The sequence below is a fragment of the Paenibacillus sp. 1SOY10 genome (genome assembly GCF_056836745.1).
In genome coordinates, this window is the sequence record NZ_JBXENK010000002.1 from 495,616 (window position 1) to 513,410 (window position 17,795).

Genomic DNA, 17,795 nt, shown 5'->3' on the forward strand with positions numbered 1-17,795 from the left:
AAAGGCTTCAATAAGCAATAGGGGGAGAAAGGCAATGCGCAACAAAGGAATGAACAAGGTGCTTCTGCTTACGATTTGCATGATACTGATCGTATCTGTGCTTAGCGGATGTATGGGCGGGAAGCAGGGTGAAGGAGATTCGAACTCCTCAGCAGCGTCTTCATTCAAGGCAGGTACCTACACAGGGGAAGCAGAGGGTAAAGACGGTACGATTAAAGTAGAAGTAACTATGGAAAAAGCTGATGAAATCAAGGATATCCAAATTGTAAGTCAGACGGAAACGGAAGGACTCGGGGATTCTGCCTTGAACAAGATGAAGGAGCAGATTCTGTCTCATCAAACGTTGGCTGTGGATGCTGTGAGTGGAGCCAGCTTGTCCAGTAACGCCTTGCTTAGTGCGGTGGAAGATGCCGTCAAGAAAGCAGGTGGTGATTTGACGGCCTTGAAGAGCGAGGGTGTCAAGAAAGCGGGAGAAGGCAAAACAGAGCAACTGCAGGCCGACGTCGTCGTGATTGGCGCAGGCGCTTCCGGTGTATCAGCGGCGGTTACTGCTGCAGACAAAGGGGCCAAGGTTGTCATTATCGAGAAAACAGCGGTCATAGGCGGTGCCAGTAACCTGTCTTGGGCCGGGAAATTTTATAATTCCTCAGCCGCGGTAGAAGGTGGCTTGAAGGTTAATGTGGAAAAGGAGATTGCCGATTGGATTGTGAACAACCACTGGCGGGTAGATGCGGCCAGCCTGCGTCAATACGTCACCAAATCGGGAGATACTTACGATTGGCTGAAGAGCAAGGGATACGTGACTACGTTCATGAACTTTGGCGGAGAACAGCTTCATGTGCTACCGGCTTATGAGACTCGTGAAGAAACGCTTCGCAACATGCTGGCGAGTTCTGTAGAGCAAGGTGGGGGACAGGTCATTACCGAAACGACGGCCAAGAAGCTTATTACGGATACCGAGGGAGTGGTAACCGGCGTCATCGCCGAGAAGGCAGACGGAACAACGCTGGAGATAACAGCTAAGAGTGTCGTTATGGCGACGGGTGGATATGCCGGCAATAAGGAAATGGTGAAGGAAGCCTTTGGCTTTGAAGGAGTCAACGGCGGGCTCGGGCAGAACATTGGCGAGGGCCTGGAAATGGCCTGGGAAGCAGGCGCCAAAGTGCCGGACAATTTCGGCGGACAGATGCTGCATCAAACGTTGGCAAGAGCAACCAGCAATTTGAAGAAGGAATATTCATCCTTTGAAGCGAGCTACCCGGTAATGCTTAGCTATTTACCGACGCTGATGAATGTGGGCCCATCGGGTGCCCGTTTCAGAGATGAAGCCGCGACCTTGACGGCTGTAGCAGCGGCGAATACGAGTGCATTCAATGGGCCGTATCATCTGGTGGTTGTGTCGCAATCTCAGCTTAAAGCGCTGGAGACTCAAGGTATGAATGGCATTAAAGCGCCAAGTCTGCCGGGAATGCCGCCTGAATTCTACGCTGATTTTGCGGATCAATTCAAATTGGACACCCCATGGACGAATGTAGAAACGGTGTTCGAAGCGATGGTCAAGAACGGAGACGGCTACAAGGGGAATACGATTGAAGAACTGGCTCAAAATGCTGGAATGGATGCAGAAGTGTTCAAGGATGCATTTGAGCAATATACAGAAGCTACACAAAGCGGTGTGGACAGTGAATTTGGCAAGTCCAAGGAATATCTGCAACCTATGGGCGAAGGACCATACTACGCAGTGATTGCCGAAATCAATAACCTGGGTTCTGTCGGCGGCTTGCTGGTGAACAGCAAATTCCAGGTGCTCAATGACAAGCGGGTACCGGTCAAAGGCCTGTATGCAGTCGGTTTGGAATCCGAAGGAGTATTGTATAACGATACTTATGTGGGCAACGGCGTAGGTATTGGTTATTCCTTTACATCCGGACGACTTGGTGGCGAGAGTGCGGCAACTGGTGCATTAGGTAAGTAGAGTCGGAGTCAAAATATTGCGAGTAACAGATACAGAGGAGCTGTGCCCCTGGAACGATTAGCGTTCTGCCGGGCATGGCTCTTTTTTTGGTCCTGCTTATCCGAAGGTAAACGTTAGGGCCGACATGGCTCTTTCCCATGCTTAGGCGCATGTACGCAAAATACGAGTCATATAGTTAAAGGGACGGTGAATTCGCGGGAACGGGAGGTATATGTGACATGGATAATGTGGTGAGGGCAAATATGAAAATTTCCGATTTTCAGACGAAGGATGTCATTAATGTGGTAGACGGCAAACGGCTTGGTCATATCAGCGACTTGGAACTGGATCTGCGGCAAGGGGTAATCGAGGCTATCGTGGTTCCGGCGGGAGCTAAATTTATGGGGTTGTTTGGTGGGGGCAGCGATTTGATTATTCCCTGGCGAAACATTGTGAAGATAGGTTCTGATGTGGTACTGGTGAAGATGGAGGAGGCCAGGGAGCCAAGAGGGGGCGCCTACGATACTACGGTATATATCGATCGGGATGGAAAGGCCGAACGGCGGGTATAGAGGCAAGCAGCCCTGGCTTTATGGTAAACTATCAAGAGGTAGTTCAAAAAGTCGTCTTCCCAGGACGAAGCTGTGCGAGAAGCAAATTCGACATCGAATCTTGAATTCAGCCGGGCCTAGCATATGCTTCCGTAGTATGTTTCCTTCAGAAACATTTCAGTTGCTCACGTAGCTATGCTTCCGAAGTCGTTTTCTCCGAAAACGTGTAGCTCCGCTACTCAGTCCCTGACTTCATTCAACCTTCTTGGTCCTGAAAACCCGACTTTTTGAACACATATTGAAGAGGTAGTTCAAAAAATCTTCTTCCCAGAACGAAGCTGTTCAAAACTCATAATCTAAATAACCTTGACCAGGAGATGGATGATGGAACCGTTTATTAGCAATCCTAATCATAAGCAGCCGGAGCGCTTTGAACTTCGCTCCTGGAGTTTATTAATTCCTGAACTGAGCGTGGGGTTCACCGGGAGGTCAGGCGGGGTCGGAGAGGCCCCCTATGACGGGTTGAATCTTGCTTACCATGTGGGGGATAATCCCGCGCATGTGCTGGAGAATCGGCGCCTCCTGGCAGAGGAGCTGGGATTTGCTCCCGAGGCATGGACTTGCGGGGAGCAGATTCACGGTACGAACATTGCTGTGGTACGTGCAGAGGATGCTGGGCGAGGTTATCAGAACCGTCAAGATGCCTTCCAGCAAACCGACGGCTTGATTACCGATGTTCCCGGTGTCCTGCTCACTTCCTTCTATGCCGATTGTGTCCCCCTCTATTTTGTGGACCCTGTGCAGCGGGTCGTCGGTCTGGCCCATGCCGGTTGGAAGGGAACGGTAGCGGGAATGGCAACCGCGATGGTGTCCAGAATGGAGCAGGACTTCGGCAGCAGGCCGGCGAATATTCGCGCAGCCATAGGGCCAAGCATTGGGGAATGCTGCTATGAAGTAGACGAGAAGGTCATGGTGCAGGCGCGCCTAGCGCTACCCGAAGAGGGAGCGACGACGGAATCAGAATGGTGTTCTCCCTCGGTTCATGAAGGAAAAACGATGCTGAACTTGAAAGAATTGAATCGAATCATTATGATTAAAGCAGGAATATTGCCGACTCATATCGAATGTACAACTTGGTGTACAAGCTGTCATCCTGAATTTTTCTTCTCCTACCGTAAGCAAAACGGTGTAACAGGAAGGATGGCAAGCTGGATTGGCATGAAAGAGAGGTGATCCTTTCGTTGTCGCTGAAGGAACAGATTAAGCTAGTGGAAGAGCGAATTCAAGCGGCTTGCGAGCGTAGCGGACGAAGACGCGAGGACGTGCACATTGTAGCCGTCACCAAATACGTGTCATCGGACTTAACCCGCGCGGTCCTGGAGGAAGGAATTACCCATATTGGAGAGAACCGCCCTCAGCATGCCGTGCCGAAGTGGGAAGCGCTTGGTGGACAAGGCGTATGGCATTTCATCGGCCATTTGCAGAGCAGAAAGGTCAAAGATGTCATCGGTAGATTTCAATATATTCATTCGCTAGACCGCATTTCGCTGGCGAGTGAACTGGAGAAGCGGGCCGAGGGGCTGGATACTACGGTCTCCGCCTTTGTGCAGGTCAATGTATCCGGGGAGGCCTCCAAGCAGGGGATTACGCCTGAAACAGCGGCTGATTTCTTGCGCGAGATGCAAGCCTATCCCCATATTAAGGTCATTGGACTCATGACGATGGCTCCGATTGAGGATGATCCGGAGCGAACGAGACCCGTGTTCGGCAGGCTCCGCAAACTGCGTGACGAGTTGAACGATCTGGGCATCACCAATGAACCACTAACAGAGCTGTCGATGGGGATGTCAGGTGATTTTGAGGTGGCGATTGAGGAAGGGGCAACATGGGTGCGCCTAGGGACCATTTTAGTGGGGAAAGGGGAAGAGATGACATGGGAGTCATGAACCGGTTTATGAATTATCTAGGGCTGCAGGAAGAAGAGGAAGTTGTGGAGCGTGAACGTTTCTCCGATGCTGAGGATGATACAGAACTTGAAACTCCAAGCTTTGAATCCCGTAAAAATCAGAGAGGAAATAACGTTGTGAGCATTCACTCCCAGAAGAATGTGAAGGTTATTCTCTATGAGCCTCGTTCATATGATGAGGCACAGGAAATTGCCGATCATTTGCGTTCGCACCGATCGGTGGTTGTCAATTTGCAACGAGTGCGCAATGATCAGGCTATGCGCATTATCGATTTTCTGAGTGGAACAATTTATGCGTTAAGCGGCAGCATTTCCAAGATAGGCGGAAATATCTTTCTATGTACGCCCGACACCGTTGAAATTGAGGGTGCCATTACGGAAATACTAACCGAGGATCCTGACTATAACAGAATGAGGTGAAGACTGCTTGATAGGGACTATCGATTCTATCGTACTACTGCTTTACAATATCTATTTCTACATGATTTTGGTCTATATCTTGATGTCTTGGGTGCCGAATGCTCGCGAGAGCTTCATTGGCGAATTGCTTGGAAAGCTGGTTGAACCTTACCTGGCTCCATTCCGGCGCTTTATTCCTCCGATTATGGGAGCCATAGATATTTCCCCGATCGTGGCCTTGTTCGTGTTGCGCCTGGCCGTCTACGGATTACTGAGCGTGCTGCACTTTATCATCATCAGGTAACGTGAATTCAATGCGAACAGAACTATATGAGCATTTCAGTCCGGAAGAACGTCCCTTTGTGGACCGGGCTTGGGAATGGGTTGTCAACGCAGGGGAATACCATGAGGTCAAGCGTAGCGATTTTCTCGATCCAAGACAGGGGTACATCCTGGAATCGCTCGCGAATCGTCACCCGGATGTGACGATTCGGCTGGATGGCGGTTATGAAGGTGCTGAACGGTGCCGCGCGCTAATAGCTCCTGATTATCGGGACCTTAGTGAAGAAGCGATGGGTATGAAGGTGCTGGCAGTTACTTCGGGAGACCAGAAGTTTCTTTCACTTCAGCACGGTGATTATTTGGGTTCGATTTTGGGCTTGGGACTTAAGCGGGACAAGATCGGTGATATCCATGTGCTGGAGGATGGCTGCCATGTAGTGATAGCTGAAGAGATTGCTCCATTTGTGGAACTCCATCTTCGCCAAGTGCACCGTGTGGGTGTAATGACGGATATTTTGGAGCTAAGCGAGCTAAGAAGGATAGAGAAGGAGCTAGAGCCGCTGGACTTGACGGTGGCTTCTTTAAGGTTGGATGGCATTGCCAGCGACGTATTTAGGCTTAGCCGCACCAAGGTACTGCTCCCGATTAAGGCGGGGCGTTGCCGGGTGAACTGGCGTGTTGAGGAGGACCCCTCCAAGCCGCTTAAGGTAGGAGATATCGTAGCACTGCAAGGATTTGGTCGTTTTAAGGTGCTTGAAGTAGATGGATTGACCAAAAAAGGGAGACATCGTGTCAAAATCGGTAAATTTGTGTGATTGGCTTTGCAGGAGATGCTGAATTCTTGTCGAATAAGATAGTTCAAACTATCTATTGTCACATGGATATGGATAATGACCGCGTCTTCCCCATTGTGGGAAGTTCTCGAAAATTATAGGAGGTGGGGATCATGCCATTAACGCCGTTAGATATACATAACAAAGAGTTCTCCAGACGAATTCGCGGTTATGATGAAGATGAAGTCAATGAATTTCTTGATCAGGTTATTAAGGACTATGAAATTGTGATCCGTGAGAATAAAGAGCTTCATAATCAACTGCTTACGATACAGGAGAAGCTGGATCACTTCTCCAATATTGAAGAGACACTTAGCAAGACGATTATTGTGGCTCAGGAAGCTGCAGATGAAGTCAGAAATAACGCTAAGAAAGAAGCCCAGCTCATCGTGAAGGAAGCGGAGAAGAATGCTGACCGCATTGTGAACGAGTCGCTTGGCAAATCCCGCAAGGTGGCCCTGGAGGTTGAAGAGCTGAAGAAGCAAGCATCCATCTACAGAGCGCGGTTCCGGACATTAGTAGAAGCTCAGCTTGACCTGCTCGCAAGCGACGGCTGGGATACGCTGGATACTCGTGAGCAAGCTAGTGATAAGGGACGGGAAGTACCGGAGTTATATTAATCTAGATACTGCAATTCATAAATGCCATTTGCCTTTCCGTGAGGAGCAGCAAATGGCATTTTGTTAGGCCTCATTGACATGAAAGTACTAAATGCGTTATAACTATGTACATAATGTACTTGAATAGGTTACACATTTGATGATGGGAACCAGTACACCGCGATTTTGTTCCCCAGAGAGTTGGCGATTTGCTGCAAGCCAACGTTCGAAGCGCGAGTGGAAGATCGTCCCGGAGAAGCCAAGCTGAAATGGTTAAGTAAGCTTTGCCGGCTGTCGGCCGTTATACCGACCCCATATGAAGCGTATGGGATCAAGGTGTCATGTTCGCCTGAAGCACAGTGTCGTTTTAATTAGTGCTTTCTAGGTTCATGGAACAAGGGTGGTAACGCGAGCCAGGTCTCGTCCCTTTTGGGGCGAGGCTTTTTTGTTTTTTTATGTAAACAAGTGAAAGGAAGCGAAAACATGAAAAAAGTGGATGTCAGAGAACATGCGCGTACGCGCGACCTGCGGATTTTGGACAAATGGAATCGGGAGGATACGTTCAAGCGGAGCATTGAGAACCGCAAGGATCGGCCGAATTATGTATTTTACGAGGGTCCACCTACGGCCAATGGCTTACCGCACATCGGTCATGTGTTGGGACGTGTCATCAAGGATTTTGTCGGTCGCTACCAGACGATGAAGGGCTACCGGGTTGTTCGTAAAGCGGGATGGGATACGCATGGCTTGCCGGTTGAACTTGGGGTTGAGAAGGAACTGGGCATTTCCGGGAAGCAGGAGATTGAGAAATACGGCATTGAAGCGTTCGTCAAGAAATGTAAGGACAGCGTGTTTGGCTATGAGAAGCAATGGCGTGAATTCACCGAAGCCATCGCCTATTGGACAGACTTGGATGACCCTTATATTACCCTTAATAATAGCTATATCGAGAGCGTCTGGAACATTCTGGCGACGATTCATGATAAGGGATTGTTATATCGTGGGCATCGGGTTAGCCCATATTGTCCTTGTTGTCAGACATCCCTGAGTTCTCATGAAGTTGCACAGGGCTATGAGGATGTGAAGGACCTTAGTGCTACCGCCAAGTTCAAGCTTCAGGATTCCGGCGAATACGTGCTGGCTTGGACCACTACTCCATGGACATTGCCGGCTCACGTAGCGCTGGCGATGAATCCCGAGATGGAATATGCCAAGGTGCAGCAAGAAGATGGTGTGTACATTGTGGCCAAGAACCTGGTTGAGAAAGTGATGAAGGGCGATTACACGGTGTTGTCGACTCATCGGGGAGCCGAATTTATTGGCAAAACCTACACACCACCATTTGGCTACATCAAAGCAGATAAAATCAACGTGATCGTAGGCGCTTCGTTCGTAACAGATGCAAGCGGTACGGGAATCGTGCATATGGCACCGGCTCATGGCGAGGACGACTATCGTGTTTGTCGCGAGAACGGTATCAGCTTCGTCAGTGTGGTGAACGGTCAAGGCCGGTACACGGATGAGGTTACAGATTTTGCCGGGCGCTTTGTGAAGGATTGCGACCTTGATATTGTGAAGATGTTATCGGAGCAAGGTTTGCTATATAGCAAGGAAAAATACGAGCACAGCTATCCATTCTGCTGGCGCTGCAAATCGCCGCTGCTCTACTACGCGATGGAGAGTTGGTTCATTGAAACGACCGCTGTTAAGGATCAGTTGATTGCCAACAACAATTCGGTTGAATGGTATCCCGGACATGTCCGCGAAGGACGCTTTGGTAAATTCCTTGAAGAATTGGTCGATTGGAACATTAGCCGGAACCGTTATTGGGGCACGCCGCTTAATGTGTGGGTATGTTCGGATTGTGGAGAACAATTCGCGCCACACAGCTTACAGGAGCTTCGCGAACATGCCGTAGGCGAGATCAGCGAAGATCTTGAGTTGCATAAGCCATACGTGGATGAAGTCCAGGTACGTTGTCCACATTGCGAGAGCGGTGTAATGACGCGTACAAGCGAAGTTATTGATGTGTGGTTCGACAGTGGCTCGATGCCGTTCGCGCAGCATCATCATCCGTTTGAGAATGAGGAGACCTTCCAGGAGCAATACCCGGCCGATATGATTTGCGAAGGGATCGATCAGACGCGCGGTTGGTTCTACAGCTTGCTCGCCGTATCTACGTTATATACCGGCAAGGCACCATACAAAGCGGTCATTGCCACAGGACATGTGTTGGACGAGAACGGACAGAAGATGTCCAAATCCAAAGGGAACGTGATCGACCCTTGGGAGATCATCAACGAGTTTGGTACGGATGCGTTCCGTTGGGCCTTGCTGTCCGATAGCGCACCTTGGAACAGCAAACGGTTCTCGAAGGGAATTGTGGGTGAAGCCAAATCGAAGGTGATTGATACTTTGGTTAATACTCATGCTTTCCTGACGCTGTATGCGGGTATTGACGGTTACAAACCGGAGGAGCATCCGTATCGTCCATCCAGCAATAAGCTGGATCGTTGGATTCTTTCACGGTTAAATAGTCTGATTCCTGTTATTGATAAGGGACTTGCGGTTAATGATTATGTAAATGCTGCGCAAGCTATTGAAGGTTTCGTCGACGAATTGAGTAACTGGTATATCCGCCGGTCGCGTGATCGTTTCTGGGGAAGTGGTCTGGGTGAAGATAAAGTATCGGCCTATCAGACACTCATCCATGTATTGCTGACTGTCTCTAAGCTGATTGCTCCGTTTGCGCCGATGATCGCTGAGGATATCTTTACTAATCTCGGTGGTGGAGAGAGTGTGCATTTGGCGAATTATCCAGAGCCGGATGAGACTTTGATCGATTTGGAGCTAGAGCAAGATATGGAAAGCGCACGGCAAATTGTTGAGCTTGCTCGCAATGTCCGCAACGAGAGTGGCATCAAGACACGCCAGCCTTTGTCCAGCTTGATTGTCTCCATGGATCGTCATTTTGCGGTTGAAGAATACGAGGAGATCATTAAGGAAGAGATCAATGTCAAGGCGATCGAGATTGAACATAGCGACAGCGGCTTTGTTGATTTCACCCTGAAGCTCAATTTAAAGGTGGCTGGTAAAAAATACGGCAAGAATGTCGGCTTTTTGCAGGGTTATCTGAAGGGGCTTGAGGCTGAGCAGACTCGGGCAATCGTGGACCAGGGGCAATTCTCCATTGTATCTGCGGATGGTGAAGAGCTAACGGTAACGGCGGAAGAGTTGCTGATCGAAAAGCAAGCCAAACCGGGTTTTGCTTCAGCTTCGGGATATGGATTGACGGTGGCGCTGAATACAGATATCACTCCTGAATTGGAGCAGGAGGGTTGGGTTCGCGAAGTGGTGCGTGCCGTGCAGGATACGCGCAAGAAGCTTGATTTGGCCATCGAGAAGCGCGTCCAGCTTACCCTGGATGTAGATGATGAGTTGAAGGCGGCTATTCAGGCCTTTGAACATGTATTGCGGGAGAATGTATTGGTTAATGAGCTTACCTTCGGGAAGGCGGAAGGAAAACCGGAAACGGCCGATCTTGGCCAGAAGACAATCCAGCTTTGGATTCATTGATGCTTAGCCTGTAACGACGTGCTACTGGGCTGCATGGGTCTGTTTCAGGTGGAACATAATAGATAAAGGTTGAACATGTACTAAAAGTATGCAAATGAGCCCTGGGTAAATCTCTGCATGGCAGAGAGCCGGGCTCGTTTGCGCTAATAAAGGGAAAATCTTGCGGCCATTTATGGGGAGGGGAAGCTAATGACTCGTAGTCAACAAACACCTATCGAACCACCAGCCGAATACCCGGAAAATCCCGAAGAACAAATGAATGCAATTTATCGTCTGACGTTGAAATGGACTAGGCAATTGGAGAAATCACGTATTGCCGAATATACGGAGCTGCTGAATCGTCCCTGGCGTCTGGTTTGGCTGAACCTGATATCCGGCACAGCCCGCGGCGTTGGAATTGCGATAGGGTTCACCTTTTTTGCGGCTACCATCATTTATGTGCTTCAAATCTTAGGAGCACTTAATTTGCCGATTATCGGTGATTACATCGCTGACATTGTACGGATTGTGCAAAGACAGCTTGAGCTTGATTATTAAAGAGGTTGTTCAAAAAGTCGTCTTCCCAGGGAGCCTTGATTATTCCAAGGAGTCTTCGCTCTCTAGATGTTCTTCGGCATCCATATGCTGGCGATAAGCATGGTTGCGGTAAAAGCAGGCGTGCTGACCATAAATATCGGTGGCGATGAAGCTCTCATAAGGCTCTACGAACCCCTCCAACTCGGTGGGGCTTTCGTTCTCAAGCTCATTGTATTCAGCCATATCCGAGTTTTCAATGATGGCGGGAACGCCAGACGTGCCAAAGCGCTCCAGCGCCTGCCAGGTATCCTCACCGTCGAAGCCATTCTGGTCGTCCCGATCATCCAGATTTGTTCGTCCAAATGAAGGGGCCAAGATAATCTCCTCCACCGGACGGCTGGTGGAAACCGAGGTTTGCGGACTATGTTCTAAGCAATAAGCTGTTTCGGGGATAGCTTCAAGCCGTTCAAATTCGATGGGACGACCGCAGACGGTGCAAGTACCGTAGCTTCCATCCTCAAGCCGCTTCATGGCGTCCTCGATACGGGTAAGGTGCAATTGTTGGTGTTCTGCCAAAGCCAAATCCTTACCACGTTCGTACATTTCCGAGCCAAGATCAGCGGGATGGTTATCAATAACGCTTAATTCATCTGTTTGATCACGCAGGGAGCTTGCTATTCCATGACGTTGGCCGTCTTGCTGCTGATGAACAAGGGAGTCATGGGTTACGGTCAGCTTAGCTGTAAGCTGTTCCAGTTGAGTTGCTGTTAAATGAGACATAAGCTTGCTGCTCCTTTCGTTCTATATCTACGGATATTTTGCACAGAATCAAGACGAAATACCTAAGGAAAAACCTTTCGCGCATGGACGGGCCAATTCCCGCTGTGCTACAATAAACAAGGCTTGAACGTGGAACATCCTGCCGCTTCACGCGGACAGGAAATGAAAAACGAGGTGACTTGCCGCGTGGTATATTTCTTGATTGCATTAATTGTGTTTCTCATTGATCAGGGGACAAAATACTTGATCGCAACCCGTTTGACCATCGGAGAGCAAATTCCGGTCATCGGTGATTTCTTTCTGATTACGTCCCATCGCAACCGGGGCGCCGCATTCGGCATTTTGCAGGATCAGCGCTGGTTCTTTATCGTAATAACAACCGTGGTCGTAATCGGAATTATTTGGTATTTGCAAAAAGTGAAGCATCAGCCTAATAAAATGCTGCCTACAGCGTTGTCTCTCGTGCTGGGCGGTGCCATTGGCAATTTCCTGGACCGGGCTATAAGCGGCGAAGTCGTGGATTTTCTCCAGTTTAATTTCGGTAATTATACATTTCCGATCTTCAACGTGGCAGACTCCTGCATCGTGGTGGGCGTAGCCTTGATCATTCTGGATTCGTTGATGGAGATTCGCCGGGAGAAGCAAATTGCAGCAGCGCAGCAAGATCATGAGGAGAAGGTATGAGTTCAAGTAAGCCCTATGAGGCAGAAGCAGATGAGCAACTGGAGTGGGTAGTCAGTCCTGCCGAAGCCAAGGAACGAATTGATAAATACGTGAAGCAGCAGTTAGGCGAAGAGGTATCCCGTAGCCAAATTCAATTGTGGATTGAGGCGGGAAACCTTGTTGTTAACGGCACTTCTGTGAAGACCAATTATAAGCTCACTTCAGGAGACGTGATTTGTCTAACCGTACCCGAAGCTGAAGCCACAGAGATTGAACCAGAGGATATCCCGCTTGATATTTATTATGAAGACCGGGATGTCATCGTGGTTAATAAGCAGCGGGGAATGGTCGTGCATCCCGCTCCAGGACATGCCTGCGGGACCTTGGTGAATGCCTTGATGTTTCATTGCCGCGATCTATCCGGCATCAATGGTGAACTGCGTCCGGGGATTGTGCATCGGATTGATAAGGATACGTCAGGGCTAATTATGGCAGCCAAGAATGATAAGGCTCACGCGTCGCTGGCGTCTCAATTGAAGGAACATTCCGTGACCAGAAAATATTTCGCACTGGTGCATGGCAACGTAAGTCATGATCAGGGTACAGTGGATGCGCCAATCGGGCGTGACCCACAGGATCGCAAGATGTATACCGTTATTGAGCGCAACAGCAAGCAGGCAATTACGCATTTTCACGTTGTTGAACGCTTTGGGGATTACACCTTGCTGGAGCTGAAGCTGGAGACTGGTCGTACTCACCAAATCCGCGTACACATGAAGTTTATCGGTCATCCGCTGGTGGGAGACCCACTCTATGGACGAAGTAAGGGGATTAAGATGAACGGTCAGGCGTTGCATGCGGCTGTGCTGGGATTTGAACATCCCGAGGATGCACGGTATCTGGAGTATTCAGCTCCGATTCCCGAGGATATGGAAGCTTTATTAGTATCGCTTAGGAATCGTTAAGATAGCTTCGGAATGTACATGTCCAGGAGACAGCCTGATCAAATAGTACAAACGATCAGGTGATTAATCCATTCAATATTGATTCCGCTTCCTGCATATTTATATTGCGCAGATTTTTTTTATGATATGAAGGAGTGGAACTTTGATATGAGTACGTTGAACGGGCAAGAGACCTACATTCAGCAGCAATTTGCAGAACGAATTGGCGGATCGAACTATGGTAAAGATACCGCTATTTATAAATTTGAGAAGATAAAACGGGCTAAGGCCGCGGCAAAAAAAGATTTTCCAGACGTTGAATTAATTGATATGGGTGTTGGTGAACCTGACGATATGGCGGATGCTGGCATCGTTGCCAAGCTAGCCGAAGAAGCAGCTAAGCCGGAAAATCGCGGCTACGCTGATAACGGTATTCCGGAGTTTAAAGAGGCTGCTGCCACCTATTTGCATGAGGTGTTTGGCGTAGAGGGTATTGACCCGGTAACGGAGGTTGTGCATTCCATTGGTTCAAAGCCAGCGATTGCCATGCTTCCGTCTTGCTTCATTAACCCAGGAGATATCACGATTATGACGGTTCCCGGATATCCGGTTATCGGTACACATACCAAATATCTGGGTGGTCAGGTGTATACCGTTCCGTTGACGGAAGAGAATCAATTCCTTCCGGATCTGGATGCCATTCCGGGGGAGATTGCCGAGAAGGCAAAGTTGCTGTATCTGAATTACCCTAACAATCCGACTGGAGCAAGCGCAACACCGGAATTTTTCGCCAAAGTGGTGGATTGGGCTAAGAAATATCATGTTATTGTCGTGCATGATGCTCCGTATTCAGCATTGACCTATGATGGGGTAAAGCCGCTCAGCTTCTTATCCGTGCCTGGAGCGAAGGATGTGGGCGTTGAGCTTCATTCCTTGTCCAAGTCTTATAACATGACGGGTTGGAGAATTGGATTTGTTGCCGGTAATCCGTTGATTGTCAAGGCCTTCAGCGACGTGAAGGATAATAATGATTCCGGCCAATTCATTGCTATTCAGAAGGCGGGGGCGTACGGGCTTGAGCATCCCGAGATTACGGAGAAGATTGCGGCTAAATATTCCCGTCGGCATGAGCTGCTGGTTGCTGCATTAAATGACTTGGGATTTACCGCCAAGAAGCCGAAAGGTTCGTTCTTCTTGTACGTGAAGGCTCCGAGTGGTGTAGAGGGTGGCCCTACCTTTGCTACGGCTGAAGATTTCTCCCAGTATTTAATCCGTGAGAAGTTAATTTCGACGGTACCGTGGGATGATGCCGGACATTATGTACGCTTCTCTGTGACCTTCATTGCGCATGGCGAAGAAGAGGAACGTCGTGTTATCTCAGAAATCAAACGTCGTTTGGGCGAAGTGAAGTTTATTTTTTAGTGTGAAGTAGCTTGAGAGTTGCCTTCAAGGGGTCTTTTTCAGACCTGAGGCAGCTCTTTTTTTATTTTATGCAACGGAACCCCATACACTATAAAATATAGTTGAATAAATATAACTTAAAATGTATAATTATTAGCATAAAGCGAGTTTATGATACTTACGGCTTACGTATATTTTCCGGCCGGGCGTCTTGACAGGCTAACCTCCTTCTGTCATAATTCATGTAAATCATAAGCACCTTTAATTCAGTCCCGTGAGGCTGGCAAGGTAACGTGAATGGGGAAATGGGGTAGACTACGCTCATATGCAGCGATTCTGCCCAAGACCCACGTGACAGTCATGGTCATACTATGACTGAGGACTCCTTGCCCGAATCAGGCAAGGAGTCTTTTTTATGCGCCATCACGGACCCGAACTAGGTGAACATCGTCCTTAAGGAGGTCGTAAGCTGTGAGCATCGAAAGTCATATCATTATGGATGAAACGGCGATTCGGAGGGCATTGACAAGAATTGCACATGAAATTTTGGAACGTAATAAAGGAATTGAAGGTTGTGTGCTGGCAGGGATCAAAACCAGAGGGGTGCATCTGGCGAAGCGGTTAGCTGAGCGGCTGGAGAGCATAGAGGGAAAGGCCATTCCATGGGGAGAGCTGGATGTAAGGAATTATCGCGATGACACGGAGAGCTCGGTACGCGGAACGAGTAAAGCGACCTTCCCGGTCTCCATTCATGGGAAGAAAGTCATCCTGTTGGATGATGTTCTCTACACGGGACGCACCATCCGCGCGGCGATGGATGCCATCATGGATTGCGGGCGGCCGGAATCGATTCAACTTGCGGTGCTGGCTGACCGGGGACATCGGGAATTGCCGATACGAGCTGATTACATCGGGAAGAATGTTCCAACCTCACGCTCAGAAGAAATAGAAGTGCTCCTGACAGAGCAGGATGGCAGTGACATGGTTCGTATCCTGCATACGCGGGAGGGGAACTGAGCATGGGAATGACAGCGAACGCGGTGAAAGAGCGCAGCCTTCTGGGGCTGAAGGATTTAAGTGCGGATGAGATCAACTCCATCCTGAATCGGGCAGCCTATTGGGATGCAAGAGAAGAGAAAATGATTCCGGTGCTGAAGGATTCATTTGTAGCTAACATGTTTTTTGAGAATAGTACGCGAACCCGGTTTTCCTTCGAAATGGCAGAAAAGCGGCTTGACGCTCAAGTGTTGAACTTTGCGGCCGCGGCTTCCAGCGTGGAGAAGGGCGAATCGATATATGATACGGTGCGGACGCTGGAATCTATGGGAATCGATGCTGGAGTCATTCGCTTGAAGCCCATCGGTATGCTAGCTGAGCTGGCGAATAAGGTGAGTGTGCCTCTGGTGAATGCCGGGGATGGCAATAACGAGCACCCTACGCAAGCCTTACTGGATCTGTATACGATGAAGCAGCAATTTGGAGAATTAAGCGGCCTGAAGGTGTCCATTATCGGGGACATTCAGCATAGCCGGGTAGCCCGCTCTAATCTGTGGGCCCTGCAGAAGTTCGGGGCCGAGGTCAAGCTTTGTGCACCGCAAAATATGCAGGCTCCGGAGCTCTCAGCCTACGCGCCTTACGTCACGATGGATGAAGCGCTCTGTGCCGATGTGGTGATGATGCTCAGAGTTCAATTGGAACGGCATCATGTCGGCATTTTTAGCTCGACAGAAGATTACCGTATGCAATATGGACTAACCGAAGAACGGGCCGGACGGCTGGCCCCACACGCCCTAATTATGCATCCGGCTCCAGTCAACCGGGGTGTGGAAATTGATGATGCGGTTGTGGAACATCCGCAGTCACGGATTTTCAAACAGATGCAGAACGGCGTACCCATTCGTATGGCGGTCATGGAGCGAGCGTTATTGTAGACTTTTGCCCGATGACGGACGAGTGGGCGTGAGGATGAAATCGGAACGTATTAGAGCGGAGGGTACAGGGATGAGCTTTATAATCGATAATGCAAACATTTTGAATGGACACGGGGAGCAGGAACTCTCCCGGATTACGATAGAAAATGGCTTGATCGTCAGTATCGAGCGAGTTAGGGAGGATGGAACTCCGGTAGATGGGGCTACACAGGTGCTGGATGCCAAAGGCAAGCTGGTGACTCCAGGCTTCATCGATATGCATGTGCATTTGCGGGAGCCGGGTTTTGAGCATAAGGAAACGATTGAGACGGGTTCACGTTCAGCGGCCAAGGGAGGATTCACTACAATCGCTTGTATGCCGAATACGAAGCCAGTTACGGATAACCCGGAAACGGTCAGTATGGTCAAGCAAAAAGGGGATGCAGCGGGTTTCGTTAACGTGCTACCCTATGCGGCGATCACCAAAAGCGAGCTGGGCCGGGAGCTTACCGACTTTGCGGCATTAAAAGCCGCAGGAGCCATCGGCTTCACGGATGATGGTGTTGGTGTGCAAAACGCGCAGATGATGAAGGATGCTATGAAGCTGGCTGCTTCCCTGGATATGCCGGTCATTGCGCACTGCGAGGATAATTCGCTGGTGGAAGGCGCGCCGGTGGCTGAAGGGGAATTTGCCCGCAAGCATGGGCTGAAGGGGATTCCGAACGAATCGGAGGCGATTCATGTCGGTCGGGACATTCTGCTGGCAGAAGCAACCGGGGTGCATTATCATGTATGCCATGTTAGTACCGAGCAGTCGATTCGCCTGATTCGTCAGGCCAAGGAAATCGGCATCCGTGTCACAGCAGAGGTATGCCCGCACCATTTGCTACTCTCGGAAGAAGACATTCCTGAACTGGATGCCAACTGGAAAATGAATCCCCCCCTGCGTTCCAAGCGGGATGTGGAAGCCTGTATTGCTGCGCTGGAGGATGGAACCATCGACATCGTGGTGACCGACCACGCTCCGCATAGTGCGGAGGAGAAGGCCAAGGGCATGCAACTTGCACCGTTCGGCATTGTTGGCTTCGAGACAGCCTTCCCGCTGCTGTACACCAAGTTTGTCGCAGAAGGACGCTGGAGTCTGGATTTCCTGGTCGGACGGATGACAGCCGATCCCGCTCGCGTCTTTGGATTAAGTACAGGGAAATTGGAGCCAGGTGCGAAAGCCGACTTAACGATTGTGGATCTGGAGCAAGAACGAGCGGTTGATCCAGAGACCTTTGCCTCCAAGGGACGCAATACCCCGTTCACTAGCTGGAAGCTGAAGGGCTGGCCTGTGGCGACCATCGTCAAGGGCAAGCTCGTTTGGTCGGAGTGATTGAAGACAAGATATAAATACCTTTAAAAGTGATGCATAAAGG

The 17,795-nt window shown here is 49.6% G+C and carries 17 protein-coding genes and 1 other annotated feature; of the genes, 16 read left to right on the forward strand and 1 reads right to left on the reverse strand.

Going from position 1 to position 17,795, the window contains the following annotated elements:
- Positions 1 to 34 precede the first annotated feature (34 nt).
- The 10 genes from AC1VOR_RS08090 to AC1VOR_RS08135 all read left to right on the forward strand — a co-directional run bounded on the left by AC1VOR_RS08090 (position 35) and on the right by AC1VOR_RS08135 (position 10,697).
- Complete coding sequence (locus AC1VOR_RS08090; protein WP_482617100.1) at positions 35 to 1,975, forward strand: FAD-binding protein; 1,941 nt, start codon at positions 35 to 37, stop codon at positions 1,973 to 1,975.
- 218 nt (positions 1,976 to 2,193) lie between these two features.
- A complete protein-coding gene (locus tag AC1VOR_RS08095) occupies positions 2,194 to 2,526 on the forward strand; it encodes a YlmC/YmxH family sporulation protein (RefSeq protein ID WP_059052190.1) in 333 nt (110 codons plus the stop codon).
- A 363-nt stretch (positions 2,527 to 2,889) separates the two neighbouring features.
- Positions 2,890 to 3,738 (forward strand): peptidoglycan editing factor PgeF, encoded by an 849-nt coding sequence (pgeF, locus tag AC1VOR_RS08100; protein WP_482617102.1) that lies wholly within the window; start codon positions 2,890 to 2,892, stop codon positions 3,736 to 3,738.
- Between the two features lie 8 nt (positions 3,739 to 3,746).
- Entirely contained in the window at positions 3,747 to 4,451 is a 705-nt protein-coding gene (locus tag AC1VOR_RS08105; protein ID WP_482617103.1) for a YggS family pyridoxal phosphate-dependent enzyme, read from the forward strand.
- On the forward strand, positions 4,439 to 4,891 hold the full coding sequence (locus AC1VOR_RS08110) for a cell division protein SepF (RefSeq protein ID WP_482617105.1): 453 nt from the start codon (positions 4,439 to 4,441) through the stop codon (positions 4,889 to 4,891). Before AC1VOR_RS08105 ends, AC1VOR_RS08110 begins: the two co-directional genes overlap by 13 nt.
- Before the next feature lie 7 nt (positions 4,892 to 4,898).
- A complete protein-coding gene (locus tag AC1VOR_RS08115; RefSeq protein WP_082673106.1) occupies positions 4,899 to 5,174 on the forward strand; it encodes a YggT family protein in 276 nt (91 codons plus the stop codon).
- Between the two features lie 10 nt (positions 5,175 to 5,184).
- Entirely contained in the window at positions 5,185 to 5,967 is a 783-nt protein-coding gene (locus tag AC1VOR_RS08120; protein WP_482617106.1) for a YlmH family RNA-binding protein, read from the forward strand.
- Positions 5,968 to 6,098: 131 nt separating this feature from the next.
- Entirely contained in the window at positions 6,099 to 6,605 is a 507-nt protein-coding gene (locus AC1VOR_RS08125; protein WP_059052195.1) for a DivIVA domain-containing protein, read from the forward strand.
- Positions 6,606 to 6,735: 130 nt separating this feature from the next.
- Positions 6,736 to 7,015, forward strand: a binding site (T-box leader).
- Positions 7,016 to 7,067: 52 nt separating this feature from the next.
- Positions 7,068 to 10,160: an isoleucine--tRNA ligase gene (gene ileS / locus AC1VOR_RS08130; protein WP_482617108.1), complete on the forward strand. Its 3,093-nt coding sequence runs from the start codon at positions 7,068 to 7,070 to the stop codon at positions 10,158 to 10,160.
- Between the two features lie 255 nt (positions 10,161 to 10,415).
- Positions 10,416 to 10,697 carry a DUF5665 domain-containing protein gene (locus AC1VOR_RS08135; RefSeq protein WP_482617671.1) on the forward strand — a complete coding sequence of 94 codons (282 nt, stop codon included), beginning with the start codon at positions 10,416 to 10,418 and terminating at the stop codon, positions 10,695 to 10,697.
- 39 nt (positions 10,698 to 10,736) lie between these two features.
- On the opposite strand, the gene AC1VOR_RS08140 is transcribed toward AC1VOR_RS08135, so the two are convergent.
- Positions 10,737 to 11,456 (reverse strand): TraR/DksA C4-type zinc finger protein, encoded by a 720-nt coding sequence (locus tag AC1VOR_RS08140; protein WP_482617110.1) that lies wholly within the window; start codon positions 11,454 to 11,456, stop codon positions 10,737 to 10,739.
- A 186-nt stretch (positions 11,457 to 11,642) separates the two neighbouring features.
- On the opposite strand from AC1VOR_RS08140, the gene lspA reads away from it, so the two are divergent.
- The 6 genes from lspA (at position 11,643) to AC1VOR_RS08170 (ending at position 17,752) form a co-directional block, all read left to right on the forward strand.
- Positions 11,643 to 12,140, forward strand: coding sequence for a signal peptidase II (gene lspA, locus AC1VOR_RS08145; protein ID WP_059052199.1), 498 nt, complete (start codon positions 11,643 to 11,645; stop codon positions 12,138 to 12,140).
- Entirely contained in the window at positions 12,137 to 13,084 is a 948-nt protein-coding gene (locus tag AC1VOR_RS08150; RefSeq protein ID WP_482617112.1) for an RluA family pseudouridine synthase, read from the forward strand. Before lspA ends, AC1VOR_RS08150 begins: the two co-directional genes overlap by 4 nt.
- 147 nt (positions 13,085 to 13,231) lie before the next feature.
- A complete protein-coding gene (locus AC1VOR_RS08155) occupies positions 13,232 to 14,485 on the forward strand; it encodes an LL-diaminopimelate aminotransferase (RefSeq protein WP_482617113.1) in 1,254 nt (417 codons plus the stop codon).
- A 450-nt stretch (positions 14,486 to 14,935) separates the two neighbouring features.
- Entirely contained in the window at positions 14,936 to 15,481 is a 546-nt protein-coding gene (pyrR, locus tag AC1VOR_RS08160) for a bifunctional pyr operon transcriptional regulator/uracil phosphoribosyltransferase PyrR (protein ID WP_482617116.1), read from the forward strand.
- Between the two features lie 2 nt (positions 15,482 to 15,483).
- Complete coding sequence (locus AC1VOR_RS08165; protein ID WP_482617117.1) at positions 15,484 to 16,395, forward strand: aspartate carbamoyltransferase catalytic subunit; 912 nt, start codon at positions 15,484 to 15,486, stop codon at positions 16,393 to 16,395.
- A 70-nt stretch (positions 16,396 to 16,465) separates the two neighbouring features.
- The gene (locus AC1VOR_RS08170; RefSeq protein ID WP_482617120.1) at positions 16,466 to 17,752 is read left to right on the forward strand and encodes a dihydroorotase; all 1,287 of its coding nucleotides are present in this window, start codon (positions 16,466 to 16,468) and stop codon (positions 17,750 to 17,752) included.
- The last annotated feature ends 43 nt before the right edge of the window (positions 17,753 to 17,795 follow it).